This window comes from Sphaerotilus microaerophilus (assembly GCF_023734135.1).
In the GTDB taxonomy this organism is placed as follows: Bacteria; Pseudomonadota; Gammaproteobacteria; order Burkholderiales; family Burkholderiaceae_C; genus Sphaerotilus; species Sphaerotilus microaerophilus.
In genome coordinates this window covers 2,469,539-2,483,310 of the sequence record NZ_AP025730.1, presented here as the reverse complement: position 1 = coordinate 2,483,310, position 13,772 = coordinate 2,469,539, and the positions used below count along the sequence as shown (strand labels likewise).

Sequence of the window (13,772 nt, the reverse complement as noted above, 5' to 3'; positions counted from 1 at the left end):
GAACGCCCCCGGGGCGGGGGCGTTCGTCAGGGGCTGGTGCCGGAGGGCAGGCTCAGCCGGTTCAGATGTTGAACAGCAAACGCGCGGGATCTTCCAGCGCTTCCTTCATCGCCACCAGGCCCAGCACGGCTTCGCGGCCGTCGATGATGCGGTGGTCGTAGGACATCGCGAGGTAGTTGATCGGGCGCACCACGACCTGGCCGTTCTCGACCATCGCGCGGTCCTTGGTGGCGTGCACGCCCAGGATCGCGGACTGCGGCGGGTTGATGATCGGGGTCGAGAGCATCGAGCCGAAGGTGCCGCCGTTGGAGATGGAGAAAGTACCGCCGGTGAGGTCTTCCAGGCCCAGCTTGCCGTCCTTGGCCTTCTGGCCGAACTCGGCGATCTTCTTCTCGATGTCGGCAAAGGACATCTGGTCGGCGTTGCGCAGGATGGGCACCACCAGGCCACGCGGCGAGCCCACCGCGATGCCGATGTCGAAGTAGCCGTGGTAGACGATGTCGTTGCCGTCCACCGAGGCATTCAGGATCGGGAACTTCTTCAGGGCATGCACAGCCGCCTTGACGAAGAAGCTCATGAAGCCGATCTTGACGCCGTGCTCCTTCTCGAACTTGTCCTGGAAGCGCTTGCGCATGTCCATCACCGGGGCCATGTTCACCTCGTTGAAGGTGGTCAGGATGGCGTTGGTGGACTGCGACTGCACCAGGCGCTCGGCGATGCGGGCACGCAGGCGCGACATCGGCACGCGCTGCTCGGGGCGGTCGCTCAGCTTCTGCACGACCGGAGCCGCCACGGCGGGCAGAGGCTTGGCAACCGCTGCGTTCACCGGTGCGGCGACCGGCGCGGCCACGGCAGCGGCAGGCTTGGCACCTGCGGCCAGGGCGTCGCCCTTGGTGACGCGGCCATCCTTGCCGGAGCCGGCCACGTCGGAGGCCTGCAGACCCTTCTCGGCCAGGATCTTGGCAGCGGCGGGCATGGCCACGTCGCCCTTGGAGCCACCGGTGGCCGCCGGTGCGGCAGCGGCCGCCGCGGGAGCGGCAGCAGCCGGGGCGGCGGCGGGCACGGCGGCAGCGCCAGCCTTGCCTTCGGTGTCGATGCGGGCGATCACCTGGTCGCTGACCACGGTGCCGCCGTCAGCGACGACGTGCTCGGCCATCACGCCGGCAGCCGGCGCGGGCACTTCGAGGACAACCTTGTCGGTCTCGATCTCGATCAGGATCTCGTCCATCGCCACGGCTTCGCCGGGCTTCTTCTTCCACTGCAGCAGGGTCGCTTCGGCGACCGATTCGGACAGCTGGGGGACCTTGACTTCTACGATAGCCATGTTGCTTCTCTTGTCTGTTCAGTGCGTCGGTTGGTCGACGCGCCGCGCGTAGCGGCCGCCCACGGGTTCATCCTGGACAAGCCGCACGAGAGCCGGGCCGACGGCGCGCAGCGAGCGCCGGCCCAACCTGGGCGCATCACTTGCTCAGGACAAATCCCTTGAGCTTGCCGTAGGCCTGGTCCAGCAGCGCCTTCTGCTGCTCCTGGTGCAGGTGCGCGTAACCCACCGCCGGCGAGGCCGACGACGGACGGCCGGCGTAACCGAGCTTCTGGCCTTCGACCATGTTCTCGTGGATGTAGTGCTGCACGAAGAACCAGGAACCCTGGTTCTGCGGCTCGTCCTGGCACCACACGATCTCGGTCGCGTTGGGGTACTTCTTCAGCTCGGCGGCGAAGGCCTTGTGCGGGAAGGGATAGAGCTGCTCGACGCGAATCACGGCCACGTCGTTGGACTTCTTCTCCTCGCGCTTCTTGACCAGGTCGTAGTAGACCTTGCCCGAGCAGGCGATCACGCGCTTGACCTTGGCGGCGTCGATCTCCGCCTTCTGCTCGCCGATCACGGTGCGGAACTCGCCCTTGGTGAAGTCGGTCACCGGAGAGGTCGCGTCCTTGTTGCGCAGCAGGGACTTGGGCGTGAAGATCACCAGCGGCTTGCGCAGCGGGCGCACCATCTGGCGGCGCAGCACATGGAAGATCTGGCTGGCCGAGGTCGGCTGCACAATCTGCATGTTGGTGTCGGCGGCCAGCTGCATGAAGCGCTCCAGGCGGGCCGAGCTGTGCTCGGGGCCCTGGCCTTCGTAGCCGTGCGGCAGCATCAGCGTCAGGCCGTTGACGCGGCCCCACTTCACTTCACCCGAAGCGATGAACTGGTCGATCACGACCTGCGCGCCGTTGGCGAAGTCACCGAACTGGGCTTCCCAGATGGTCAGCGTGTTCGGCTCGGCCGAGGCGTAGCCGTACTCGAAGCCCAGCACCGCCTCTTCGGACAGGATGGAGTCGATGACGGTGAACTGCGCCTGGCCGTCGGCCACGTGCTGCAGCGGGATGTAGGTGCCCTCGTCCCACTTCTCGCGCTTCTGGTCATGGATGACCGCATGGCGGTGCGTGAAGGTGCCGCGGCCGCAGTCCTCGCCGGACAGGCGCACCGGGTAACCGGCCGCCACCAGCGAGGCGAAGGCCATGTGCTCGCCCATGCCCCAATCGACGTTGATCTCGCCACGGCCCATCGCAGCGCGATCGTCGTAGACCTTCTTGACCAGCGGGTGCGGATTGACGCTGGCGGGGATCGTGGTCATGTGCTCGGCCAGGCGCTTCCACTCGGTGAGCGGGATTGCGGTGTCGGCGGAGTCGGTCCACTTCTTGCCGAGGAAGGGCTGCCAGTCGACCGCGAACTTGCTCTTGAAGTTGCTCAGCACCGGGTCGACGGTGTGGCGGCCGGCGTCCATGGCGGCACGGAAGGCCTTGACCATGTCGTCACCCAGCGTCTCGCCCATGCCCTGGGCGGACAGCCGGTCGGCGTAGAGCCTGCGCGTGCCAGGGTGCGCGCCGATCTTCTTGTACATCAGCGGCTGGGTCAGCGCGGGGGTGTCCTGCTCGTTGTGGCCCAGCTTGCGGAAGCAGATGATGTCGACCACGACATCCTTCTGGAAGGTCAGGCGGAATTCCAGCGCCAGCTGGGTGGCCAGCACGACGGCCTCCGGGTCGTCGCCGTTCACGTGCAGCACCGGCGACTCGATCATCTTGACGATGTCGGTGCAGTACAGCGTGGAGCGCAGGTCGCGCGGGTCGGAGGTGGTGAAGCCGATCTGGTTGTTGATGATCAGGTGCACCGTGCCGCCGGTGGAGTACCCGCGGGTCTCCGACAGCATCAGCGTTTCCTGGTTCACGCCCTGGCCGCCGAAGGCCGAGTCGCCGTGCACCAGCACCGGCAGCACCTGCAGGCCCTTGGTGTCGCCACGGCGGTCCATGCGCGCACGCACCGAGCCTTCGACCACCGGGTTGACGATTTCCAGGTGCGAGGGGTTGAACGCCAGGCTCAGGTGGACCGGGCCGCCCGCAGTGGCGATGTCGGAGCTGAAGCCCTGGTGGTACTTCACGTCACCGGCAGGCAGGTCTTCCGGCGCGGTGTGGTCGAACTCGGCAAACAGGTCCGCGGGCATCTTGCCCAGGGTGTTGACCAGCACGTTCAGGCGGCCACGGTGGGCCATGCCGATGACGATTTCCTGCACGCCCTTCTCGCCGGCGCGCTGGACCAGCTCGTCCATCGCGGCGATGAAGCTCTCGCCGCCTTCGAGCGAGAAGCGCTTCTGGCCGACGTACTTGGTATGCAGGAAGCGTTCCAGGCCCTCGGCAGCCGTCAGGCGGTCGAGGATGTGCTTCTTCTGTTCGGCGTTGAAGCTCGGCTTGGAGCGGATGCTTTCGAGTTTCTGCTGCCACCAGCGCTTTTGCGTCTGGTCGGTGATGTGCATGAACTCGGCGCCGATCGTGCTGCAGTAGGTCTCCCGCAGCGCCTGCACGATCTCGCGCAGGGTCATGTTCTCGGCCTTGGTGAAGTAGGTGTTCGCCGCCGAGAAGGTGATGTCCATGTCCGACTCGGACAGGTCGTAGAACGCCGGTTCGAGTTCGGGGATCTTGGGACGTTCGGTGCGCTTGAGCGGATCGAGGTCGGCCCAGCGCTGACCGACGTTGCGGTAGGCCGCGATCAGGGACTGAACGTGGACCTGCTTGCGTGCGACCGCCAGATCGGCCGAACTGGCCTTGTTGGCAAAGGCGTTGGCCTTGGCACGCTGCGCAAAGGACTCGATGACCGGCGCGTGCGCGACGTCGCGGGAATCGCTCCCATCGACGGCGGGAACGTTCTGCAGCGCATCGAAGTAGTCGCGCCAGTTGTCGGGCACGGAGCCCGGGTTGTCGAGGTACGCCTCGTACATCTCTTCGACATAAGGCGCATTGCCGCCGAAGAGGTGCGAGTTCGACCTGTGTTGCTGCATCATCTTTCGCTCACCTTGCGTCCCGGTATCCAGGACTCCGATGGGTTGAACAACCTTCCGCGACACGGCTGGACCGGCTAGCGGATTGCGACCCGGCTTGACTGTTGCCAGAGAAGGGGACGGGAAGGACCTACAGAATCAAGACCATGAATTTAGCATTGCCAGGCTTTCACAGGCCTGTCACCGGTCTTTGGCGCGCCGCAAAGGCGACCTGGGAGAAACCCGCAGCAGCGCCAGCCTCGGCGGCGGAAATCCCGCCAAGGAGCCTCAGCGCTGGGCAAACGGGGCGGCCAGCGGCTCGCCGATGAAGACCCCCTGCTGCGGCCACTTCACGCTCTTCCAGTAGGCCTCCAGCACCGTGCTGCCCTGCAGGTAGTGCAGCAGCGCGAGCTGGGGGTGGGGAAACTTCTGCGTGTGGTTGCAGGGCTCGCTGACGCTGCCATAGCTGGCGGTGGCGCCTGCATCGATCCAGGCCAGCGCGCTGGTCTGGCCGCTGCCTCCGCCCAGTTGCCCACCAAAGGAGGTCAGGTGGTCGGCCATGGCGCCCGGCGCCCAGTTCAGGCGATCCAGGCCCGCGAGCGTGGGCAGGCCGGTCTGCACCAGCAACAGGCGGTCCTCGCCCGCCGGCAGGTCCCCTTGCTGTACATGGGTGGCCACTGCGACACCGCGCAGCAGGCTTGGCGGCGGGTACTGGGGCAGCCGGACGCTGCGCGCCGCGTCGCGCGTGACCATGTAATACGCATGCACAGGCGGCGAGCCGCGCAGGCCTAGGCTGCCGTCGGCCGCCATGCCACGCTCGATCAGCGCGTGGGCCGCGTCCACGCTGCCGGCGGCCAGCAACATCGACGGACGCAGGCCCAGGTCCCGCCAGGGCGCACCGCTGGGTGAGTTGAAGTAGCGCGATCCCGTGGCCTTGGCACAGGTGTTCGAGCACAGCCCGGGCTCCAACCCCAGCGACACCGCGGCGGTGATGGACTGGCACTCCACCGCGTAGGGCTGCGCCCACACCAGCGCCAGGCCCTGGACGTCGTCGCCGAAGTGCGCCTCGATGGCCGCGCGCAACTGCGCGCCATCCCCTGCAGACAGGCTCGCCTGGCGCGGCAGCTTCACGCGCAGCACATGCCCGGGCGGGATCTGGCGCCGCTGGACGTAGCGCTCACCCACCTCGACCGAATACGGATCGTCCTGGTTGATCACCACGCCCAAGGTCTTCGAGGTGATGCGCCCGATCGCCCGGGGCACCCTCGTCCACCGCAACACCAGGGGTGCTGCCGAGGCCGCTGCAGCGGAGGCCGCAGGTGCCCGCTCCGTGGCGGGCGGCTCGGTGGCCTCGCCCGCATGAGCGGCCTGCCAGGCCGGCAGCAGCCCACTCGCCAGCGCAGCCAGAGCCGCCAGAGCCACCCGCCCCACCGGCCGGCACAGATATCCACACAGCCAGCTCGACCATCTTCTTTTCGCCATGCGAAAATCCATCATCGACTCAACATCCCCGACATGACGAAAAAGGAAGGCAGCACCCCGACCATCCAGGTCCTGGAGCGCATGTTCACCCTGCTGGATGTGCTGGCGGCACACCAGGACCCGGTGTCCCTGAAGCAGATCAGCGAGCATACCGGCCTGCACCCCTCGACTGCGCACCGGATCCTGAATGACTTGGCGGTGGGCCGCTTCGTGGATCGCCCCGAGGCGGGCAGCTACCGGCTGGGCATGCGCCTGCTGGAGCTGGGCAACCTGGTGAAGGCGCGGCTGGATGTGCGTGACGCCGCGCTCGGGCCGATGCGCGAGCTGCACAAGCTCACCCACCAGCCGGTGAACCTGTCGGTACGGCAGGGCGACGAGATCGTCTACATCGAGCGCACCTACTCCGAGCGCTCAGGCATGCAGGTCGTGCGCGCCGTGGGTGGCCGCGCACCACTGCACCTGACGTCGGTGGGCAAGCTCTTCCTGGCGCACGACGACCCGCAGCGCGTGCGCGCCTACGCCACCCGCACCGGCCTGGCCGGGCACACCCGCAACAGCATCACCGACCCGGCCTTGCTGGATCGCGAACTGGCCCGGGTGCGCCAGACCGACATCGCACGCGACAACGAGGAATTGGAACTCGGCGTGCGCTGCATGGCCGCCGCCATCTACGACGACCAGTCGCGCCTCATCGCCGGCCTGTCCATCTCCGCTCCCGCGGATCGCCTCGAAGAAGGCTGGATGGACCGCCTGCGCGAAACCGCCCGGCAGATCTCCGCCTCACTCGGCTACCGGGCGGAGTAACCCACCCGCTCGGTCAACACCCGTCTTTTCTTTTGCAAGCAGCGACCGCGGATCCGGTTCCGCCGGTCCGGTGGTTGCGCCCCCTTGAGGGGGAGCGGCGTGAGCCGCTGCGGGGGTGGGTCAACTCAAGCGCTGGTGCCGTTCACCACGCGCTGCAGCGCAGACTGCTCGATGATGCGGATGTCGCGCTGCTTCACCTCCAGGATGCCTTCCTCCTGGAATTTCGAGAAGGTTCGGCTGACCGTCTCCAGCTTCAGGCCGAGGTAGCTGCCGATCTCCTCGCGGGTCATGCGCAGCACCAGCGCCGAGGCGGAGAAGCCGCGCGCCTGCAGGCGCTGCGTCAGGTTCAGCAGGAAGGCCGCCAGGCGCTCCTCCGCGCGCATGCTGCCCAGCAGCAGCATCACGCCGTGGTCGCGCACGATCTCGCGGCTCATGATCTTGTGGAACTGGTGCTGCAGCAGCGTGAACTCGCGCGAGAGCGACTCCAGCTGGCCGTAGGGGATCATGCAGACCTGCGAGTCCTCCAGCGCCACGGCGTCACAGGAATGCCGGTCGGTGCTGATGCCATCCAGGCCGATCAACTCACCCGCCATCTGGAAGCCAGTGACCTGCTCGCGGCCGTCGGAGGCCGACACCACGGTCTTGAAGAAGCCGGTGCGCACCGCATAGAGCGCGGCAAAGGGGTCGCCGGCATGGAAGATACTTTCGCCCCGCTTCACGCTGCGCCGCGTGCTGACCATGTCATCGAGCGACAACATCTCGTCGTCTGTCAGCCCCACAGGCAGACACAGTTCGCGGAGGTTGCAGGCGGAACAGGCAACCTTCAGGGCTTCGAGCCGTGACGGCGGTGCGGTTTCTTGCGTCATGTCAGAGATTATCGCACCGAGGCTCGTGCGTAACGCACGCAGCGGACCCCGCGAGGCGGGACCGAGACAGATCAAATCGGGGTCTACCCCGACCCGTCGGCACGATGGTAGATTGAGTTATGTCAATATGGACGCCAGCCATCGGGGCACAGTGCACGAATGGAAGAAATGACCACGGTTGATATGGTGGAGGGCCAGAGTGCGCTCTCACGCCAAGAGGGCATGCCCGTACTCAGCGAAGACCTGCTGCGCCGCATGGACGTGCCCGGGCCGCGCTACACCTCCTACCCCACGGCGGACCGCTTCGTCGAGGCCTTCGGGCCCGACCAGTACGTGCAGGCGCTGACGCAGCGCGCCACCGGCGGCGTGGCTGGCGCGGGCGGCCCGCTGTCGCTCTACCTCCACATCCCCTTTTGCGAGTCGGTCTGCTACTACTGCGCCTGCAACAAGATCGTCACCCGTGACCACGGCCGCGCCGAGGCCTACCTGGCGGCGCTGACGCACGAGCTTGATCTGGTCACCAACGTGATCGGCCGCGAGCAGCCGGTGTCGCAATTGCACTTCGGCGGCGGCACGCCGACCTTCCTCAGCGACGCGGAGCTCTCCGGCCTGATGGCCACCCTGCGCAGCCGGGTGCAGTTGCTGCCCAAGGGCGAGTACTCGATCGAGATCGACCCGCGCACCGTCACGCACGACCGGCTGGCCCACCTCGCCGAACTGGGGTTCAACCGGTTGTCCTTCGGCGTACAGGACTTCGATGCTGACGTTCAGAAGGCCGTGCACCGCATCCAGCCGGCCGAGCAGGTGCATGCGCTGATGGCCTCGGCACGCTCACTGGGCTTCGACTCGATCAACGTCGACCTCATCTACGGCCTGCCAAAACAGACCCCCGAGAGCTTCCAGCGCACGGTGAGCGAAGTGGCTCGGCTGCGCCCGGACCGCATCGCCTTGTACGGCTACGCCCACCTGCCAGCACGCTTCAAGCCGCAGCGGCGCATCCCGATCGAGATCCTGCCCACCGGCGGCGACCGCATCGGCATGCTGTCGCAGGCCATCGCCGGCTTCATCGCCCACGGCTACCAGTACATCGGGATGGACCACTTCGCACTGCCGGAGGATCCGCTCGCGCAGGCCAAGCGCCAGGGCCGCCTGCACCGCAACTTCCAGGGCTACAGCACGCAGCCGGACTGCGATCTGGTGGCGCTGGGCGTGTCGGCGATCAGCCGGGTCGGCCCGACCTACAGCCAGAACGCCAAGACCCTGGACGACTACTACGACGCGCTGCGCCGTGGCGGCCTGCCGGTGGTGCGCGGCCTCGCGCTCAGCCGCGATGACCTGGTGCGCCGCGCGGTGATCATGTCCATCATGTGCCACGGCCGCCTGAGCTACGAGTCGGTGGCGCTGGCGCACCTGATCGACGTGCGCAGCTACTTCGCCGCCGAGATCGAGTCGCTGCAGGAGCACGCCGACGCCGGCCTGCTGAAGCTCGACCAGGACGGCTTCGAGCTGACCTCGCTGGGCTGGTACTTCGTGCGCTACATCGCGATGGTGTTCGACAAGTACGTGCGCGTGGACCGCGCCCGCGAGCGCTTCTCCCGCGTGATCTGAGTTGACCCGATGAGTGCTGCCCTGGTGGTCACGGCCGCCCTGATGGGGGTGGCCGGGGTGCCGCACTGTGCCGGCATGTGCGGCGCCGGCTGTGCCGCTGCCGCCCGGCTGTGCCACCCCGCCAGGCCATCGCGCGCCGTGGCGGGGCTGCTGGTCGGCCGGCTGGTCGCCTACATGGTGGCCGGGATGCTCGCTGCCACGGTGGTGACCGGGCTGCAGACGCTGTCGGAGGGCACCGGTTGGCTGCGCCCCGTCTGGGTCGGCCTGCAGGCCTTCCTGCTGCTGCTGGGGCTGTGGTTGATGCTGCGCGGTCGCCTGCCGCCGAGCATCGAGGCCTGGGCCGAGCAGGTCGGGCGCGGGCGGCGGCCGCAGGACAGCGACCTGCCCCGCAAGGTGCACCTGCCCGGCGAGCTGAAGGCCACGGCGATCGGCCTGCTCTGGCCCGTGCTGCCCTGCGGCCTGCTGCATGCCGCGCTGCTGGTGGCCGCGGTGGCCTCCGGGCCGCTCGACGGCGCACTGGTGATGCTGGCCTTCGGTGCCACGAGCACGCTGGGCCTGCTGCTCGGCCCGGCGATCTGGCTGCGCTGGCTGCCCGCCGCCCTGCGCCGGCACGCCACCGACGCGCAGGGCAACCGCCTGGCCGTGCGACTCGCCGGCGCGATGATCAGCGGCTTTGCCGGCTGGGGACTGGCGCACGCGGTGATCGAGCCGATCGCCGCGTGGTGTGCCTGACCCCTCCCCTAGAATCTTTGGCGCTCGCCCGAGCGATCCCGCTCCACAGAACCCAAGATCAAGTACCCAGGACCCGGCCCATGTATCAACACATCCAGGTGCCCGCGGACGGCCAGAAGATCACCGTCAACGCGGATGGCTCGCTCAACGTGCCGAACCACCCCATCATCCCCTTCATCGAAGGAGACGGCACCGGCGTGGACATCACCCCGGTGATGATCAAGGTGGTCGACGCCGCGGTGGCCAAGACCTACGGCGGCGAGCGCCAGATCCGCTGGATGGAGATCTACGCCGGCGAGAAGGCCACCCGCGTGTACGGGCCGGACGTCTGGCTGCCTGACGAGACCGTGCAGGCGATCCGCGAGTACGTCGTCTCCATCAAGGGCCCGCTGACCACGCCGGTGGGCGGCGGCATCCGCTCGCTGAACGTGGCCCTGCGCCAGGAGCTCGACCTCTACGTCTGCCTGCGCCCGGTGCGCTACTTCAAGGGCGTGCCCTCGCCACTGAAGGAGCCGGAGAAGACCGACATGGTCGTCTTCCGCGAGAACTCGGAAGACATCTACGCCGGCATCGAGTGGGAGGCCGGCGGCGAGCAGGTCCAGAAGGTGATCCGCTTCCTGACCGAGGAGATGGGCATCCGCAAGATCCGCTTCCCGGAAACCTCGGCGCTGGGCGTCAAGCCAGTGTCGCGCGAAGGCACCGAGCGCCTGATGCGCAAGGCCATCCAGTACGCCATCGACAACGACCGGCCCAGCGTGACCATCGTCCACAAGGGCAACATCATGAAGTTCACCGAGGGTGGCTTCCGTGACTGGGCCTACGCGCTGGCGCAGCGCGAATTCGCGGCTGAGCCGATCGACGGCGGCCCGTGGTGCCGGGTCATCAACCCGAAGACCGGGCGCGAGATCGTCATCAAGGACTCGATCACCGACGCCTTCCTGCAGCAGGTGCTGATGCGCCCGGCCGAATACTCGGTCATCGCGACGCTGAACCTCAACGGCGACTACATCTCCGACGCGGTGGCCGCCCAGGTCGGCGGCATCGGCATTGCGCCGGGGGCGAACCTGTCCGACTCGGTGGCCTGCTTCGAGGCCACCCACGGCACCGCGCCGCGCTACGCTGGCAAGAACTACGTCAACCCCGGCTCCGAGATCCTGTCGGCCGAGATGATGCTGCGCCACATGGGCTGGACCGAGGCGGCCGACCTGATCATCCGCGCGATGGAGGCCGCCGTCGAAAGCAAGAAGGTGACCTACGACTTCGCCCGCCTGATGGAGGGCGCCACGCAGGTGTCCTGCTCCGGGTTCGGGCAGGTCATGATCGACCAGATGTGAGCTGAGCGAAGCCCCGGGCGGCACAGCACCGGCGCGGTGCCTGTGCCCGGGCCCGATCAGTGAATCAACCCGGCCGCTTTCGGAATGCGCCCGGGCCCAGCACGTCCACCTGGGCACCGAGGTCCGCCCTGCCCTCGGCCATGCCGATGAAGAACAGACCGCCGGGCCGCAGCCGGTCCAGCACCCGAGCGATCACCTCGCGGCGGGTGCGGGCGTCGAAGTAGATCAGCACGTTGCGCAGGAAGATCGCGTCGAAGGGCCCGAGCGGCTCGATCTCCTCGCAGAGGTTGAGCTGGCCGAAGCGCACCCGCTCGCGCAGCTCCGGGCGCACCTGCACCAGCCCCTCGCTGTCCCCCTCGCCGCGCAGGCAGTGACGCCGCAGCAGCGGCTGCGGCACATGGCGCAGCCGCTCGGCCGGGTAGATCGCGGCCTGCGCGGCGCGCAGCACCCGGTCGCTGATGTCGGTCCCCAGCACCGACCAGCCGGCGGCCAGCCGCTCCTGCGCCTGCAGGTCGGCCAGCACCATCGCGATGCTGTAGGCCTCATCGCCGCAAGAGGCGGCCGCACTCCAGACCTCCACCGGCGCCGCCCCGGGACGCCGCCGCGCCGACCCCAGCTGTTCCTTCAGGATCTCGAAGTGCTTCGGCTCGCGGAAAAAGTAGGTCTCATTGGTGGTCAGGAGGTCGATCGCCACCTGCAGCTCGCCATCGCCGCGCTCCTCGTTGATCAGCGCCAGGTAGTCGTCATAGCCCCCCAGCCCGAGGCGGTGGATGCGCGGCGCCAGCCGCGAGGCCACCAGCGCCTTCTTGGTCGGCGGCAGGTTCAGGCCGATGGTCGCGTGCATCAGCCCGGCGATGTCCCGGAAGGTGTGATCGCTCAGCACGGCGAGGCCTCGCTCATGCCAGCGCGCGTTCCTGGGCCTGCTCGCACAGCTGCGCCATCTCGCGCACATCCAGCGCCCGGTCGGGTTCCAGCAGCACCACGAAGCGCTGCCCCACCTTGCCGATGCCCTGGATGAAGTCGCGCCGCAGCACGCTGCCGAAGTCCGGCGGCGCCTCGATGTCGGCCGGCGCGATCTTGATCACCTCGCTGACCGCGTCCACCAGCAGGCCCAGCTCCACACGCTCACCCTGGCGCAGCGTGTCGAACACCACCACGCAGCTCTTCTTGCCGAGCGTCGAGGCCGGCCGGCCGAAGCGGGCGTTCAGGTCCACCACCGGCACCACCGAGCCACGCAGGTTGATCACCCCGCGCACGAACTGCGGCATCAGCGGCAGCGCGGTCATCGGCCCCGCCTGGATGATCTCCCGCACGGTGCGGATGTCCATGCCGAACACCTCGCTGCCGAGCCAGAACGTCAGGTACTGCAGCGGCCGCTCGGTGGCCGATACCGGGGGTGCGCCCGCGGCCCGGCCGTGCACGGTGCTCAGGGTCTGGTTGCTCATGGGACGCCTCCGTCAGTACGGGCGGAAGTTGCCGCGGCCGCCATTGACCGCGATCTTCGGTGACAGCGACGGTGCAGAGGCCATGGAGCCCATGGCCGGCCGGCCGGGCTTACGCATTGGCGAGTGGGGCGCACGGCGCTCCATGAAGCCCTCCTGGCCGAAGGCCCCCGAGCGTGCACCGCCACCCTCCCCTTCGCCCTGCGTGAAGAACGCGATCGAGCGCTGCAGCTGCTCGGCCTGGCCGGTGAGCTCCTCGGCGGTGGCCGCCAGTTCCTCCGACGCGGAGGCGTTCTGCTGCGTCGCCGTGCTGAGCTGCCCCATCGCCCCGCCGATCTGGCCGACCGCCTGGCTCTGCTCCTCGGAGGCCGCGGCGATCTCCTGCACCAGCTCGGAGGTCTTCTTGATCGACGGCACGATCTCGTCGAGCAGCCGCCCGGCGCGCTCCGCGGTGGACACGCTGGTGGTGGCCAGGTCACCGATTTCCTTGGCGGCCTCCTGGCTGCGCTCGGCCAGCTTGCGCACCTCGTCGGCCACCACCGCGAAGCCGCGGCCATGCTCACCGGCACGGGCGGCCTCGATCGCCGCGTTCAGCGCCAGCAGGTTGGTCTGGTAGGCGATGTCGTCCACGATGCTGATCTTGGAGGCGATCTGCTTCATCGCCGCCACCGTCTGCGTCACCGCCACCCCGCCATCGGCAGCCTCCTGGTTGGCCTTGGTGGCCATGCCGTCGGTCATCTTGGCGCTGTCGCTGTTCTGCGAGATCGAGGCGGACATCTGCTCGATCGACGCGGTGGTCTCCTCCACCGAACTGGCCTGCTCGGTGGCGGCCTGCGACAGGGCCTGCGCGGTGGCGTTGACCTGGTTGGCCGCGCTGTTGAGTGCCTCGCCGGCGCTGCGCACCTCATCGATCACCTCGGCCAGCTTGGCACCGGTGGCGTTGGCATCGTCCTTCACCCGCTGGAACACCCCCGCGCAGTCGCGCTCGATGCGCTTCGTCAGGTCCCCGTTGGACAGCGCGCTGAGCACGCGGCCAACGTCACCGAAGATCTCGCTGGTGGTCTCCAGCAGCGAGTTGATGCCCTCGCACAGCACCTTGGGCGCGCCGGTCTTGCCGTCGAGCGGGATGCGCTGCTCCAGGTCACCGTCCTTGGCTGCGGCAGCCACCGCCTGGGCCTGCTCCACCGTGAGCGCCAGCATGTCGGCCGCGCG

The 13,772-nt window shown here is 68.2% G+C and carries 11 protein-coding genes; 4 read left to right on the top strand and 7 right to left on the bottom strand.

The window, feature by feature from the left end:
• Positions 1-61: 61 nt before the first annotated feature.
• From odhB to NGK70_RS10740, 3 genes are all read right to left on the bottom strand, one after another.
• Positions 62-1,324 (bottom strand): 2-oxoglutarate dehydrogenase complex dihydrolipoyllysine-residue succinyltransferase, encoded by a 1,263-nt coding sequence (gene odhB, locus NGK70_RS10750; protein ID WP_251973219.1) that lies wholly within the window; start codon positions 1,322-1,324, stop codon positions 62-64.
• A gap of 136 nt (positions 1,325-1,460) precedes the next feature.
• Positions 1,461-4,316, bottom strand: a complete 2,856-nt coding sequence (locus NGK70_RS10745; RefSeq protein WP_251973218.1) for a 2-oxoglutarate dehydrogenase E1 component — start codon at positions 4,314-4,316, stop codon at positions 1,461-1,463.
• A 264-nt stretch (positions 4,317-4,580) separates the two neighbouring features.
• Entirely contained in the window at positions 4,581-5,774 is a 1,194-nt protein-coding gene (locus NGK70_RS10740; RefSeq protein WP_251973217.1) for a TIGR03790 family protein, read from the bottom strand.
• Positions 5,775-5,807: 33 nt separating this feature from the next.
• Between NGK70_RS10740 and NGK70_RS10735 the strand changes: the two genes are divergently transcribed.
• Positions 5,808-6,578 carry an IclR family transcriptional regulator gene (locus tag NGK70_RS10735; protein WP_251973216.1) on the top strand — a complete coding sequence of 257 codons (771 nt, stop codon included), beginning with the start codon at positions 5,808-5,810 and terminating at the stop codon, positions 6,576-6,578.
• Between the two features lie 125 nt (positions 6,579-6,703).
• Here the strand turns inward: NGK70_RS10735 and fnr are convergent, their stop codons facing one another.
• On the bottom strand, positions 6,704-7,444 hold the full coding sequence (fnr, locus tag NGK70_RS10730; protein ID WP_251973215.1) for a fumarate/nitrate reduction transcriptional regulator Fnr: 741 nt from the start codon (positions 7,442-7,444) through the stop codon (positions 6,704-6,706).
• A gap of 222 nt (positions 7,445-7,666) precedes the next feature.
• Here fnr and hemN point away from each other — a divergent pair, with 222 nt between their 5' ends.
• The 3 genes from hemN (at position 7,667) to icd (ending at position 11,118) form a co-directional block, all read left to right on the top strand.
• On the top strand, positions 7,667-9,052 hold the full coding sequence (gene hemN, locus NGK70_RS10725) for an oxygen-independent coproporphyrinogen III oxidase (RefSeq protein WP_251973745.1): 1,386 nt from the start codon (positions 7,667-7,669) through the stop codon (positions 9,050-9,052).
• A gap of 9 nt (positions 9,053-9,061) precedes the next feature.
• A complete protein-coding gene (locus NGK70_RS10720; protein ID WP_251973214.1) occupies positions 9,062-9,784 on the top strand; it encodes an urease accessory protein UreH domain-containing protein in 723 nt (240 codons plus the stop codon).
• A gap of 80 nt (positions 9,785-9,864) precedes the next feature.
• Positions 9,865-11,118, top strand: coding sequence for an NADP-dependent isocitrate dehydrogenase (gene icd, locus NGK70_RS10715; protein WP_251973213.1), 1,254 nt, complete (start codon positions 9,865-9,867; stop codon positions 11,116-11,118).
• 64 nt (positions 11,119-11,182) lie between these two features.
• Here icd and NGK70_RS10710 read toward each other — a convergent pair whose 3' ends face one another.
• Genes NGK70_RS10710 through NGK70_RS26630 form a run of 3 tightly spaced genes read right to left on the bottom strand, consistent with a single transcriptional unit; the run spans position 11,183 to position 13,760 of the window.
• Positions 11,183-12,001 (bottom strand): CheR family methyltransferase, encoded by an 819-nt coding sequence (locus NGK70_RS10710; protein ID WP_251973212.1) that lies wholly within the window; start codon positions 11,999-12,001, stop codon positions 11,183-11,185.
• Positions 12,002-12,014: 13 nt separating this feature from the next.
• Positions 12,015-12,563, bottom strand: a complete 549-nt coding sequence (locus NGK70_RS10705; protein ID WP_251973211.1) for a chemotaxis protein CheW — start codon at positions 12,561-12,563, stop codon at positions 12,015-12,017.
• A gap of 12 nt (positions 12,564-12,575) precedes the next feature.
• Complete coding sequence (locus NGK70_RS26630; protein ID WP_428985611.1) at positions 12,576-13,760, bottom strand: methyl-accepting chemotaxis protein; 1,185 nt, start codon at positions 13,758-13,760, stop codon at positions 12,576-12,578.
• Between the last annotated feature and the right edge of the window lie 12 nt (positions 13,761-13,772).

Bases quoted from the DNA above. Each gene is read 5' to 3' on its own strand.
- odhB (WP_251973219.1), bottom strand. From the start codon at position 1,324: ATGGCTATCGTAGAAGTCAAGGTCCCCCAGCTGTCCGAATCGGTCGCC.
- NGK70_RS10745 (WP_251973218.1), bottom strand. From the start codon at position 4,316: ATGATGCAGCAACACAGGTCGAACTCGCACCTCTTCGGCGGCAATGCG.
- NGK70_RS10740 (WP_251973217.1), bottom strand. From the start codon at position 5,774: ATGGCGAAAAGAAGATGGTCGAGCTGGCTGTGTGGATATCTGTGCCGG.
- NGK70_RS10735 (WP_251973216.1), top strand. From the start codon at position 5,808: ATGACGAAAAAGGAAGGCAGCACCCCGACCATCCAGGTCCTGGAGCGC.
- fnr (WP_251973215.1), bottom strand. From the start codon at position 7,444: ATGACGCAAGAAACCGCACCGCCGTCACGGCTCGAAGCCCTGAAGGTT.
- hemN (WP_251973745.1), top strand. From the start codon at position 7,667: ATGCCCGTACTCAGCGAAGACCTGCTGCGCCGCATGGACGTGCCCGGG.
- NGK70_RS10720 (WP_251973214.1), top strand. From the start codon at position 9,062: ATGAGTGCTGCCCTGGTGGTCACGGCCGCCCTGATGGGGGTGGCCGGG.
- icd (WP_251973213.1), top strand. From the start codon at position 9,865: ATGTATCAACACATCCAGGTGCCCGCGGACGGCCAGAAGATCACCGTC.
- NGK70_RS10705 (WP_251973211.1), bottom strand. From the start codon at position 12,563: ATGAGCAACCAGACCCTGAGCACCGTGCACGGCCGGGCCGCGGGCGCA.
- NGK70_RS26630 (WP_428985611.1), bottom strand. From the start codon at position 13,760: ATGCTGGCGCTCACGGTGGAGCAGGCCCAGGCGGTGGCTGCCGCAGCC.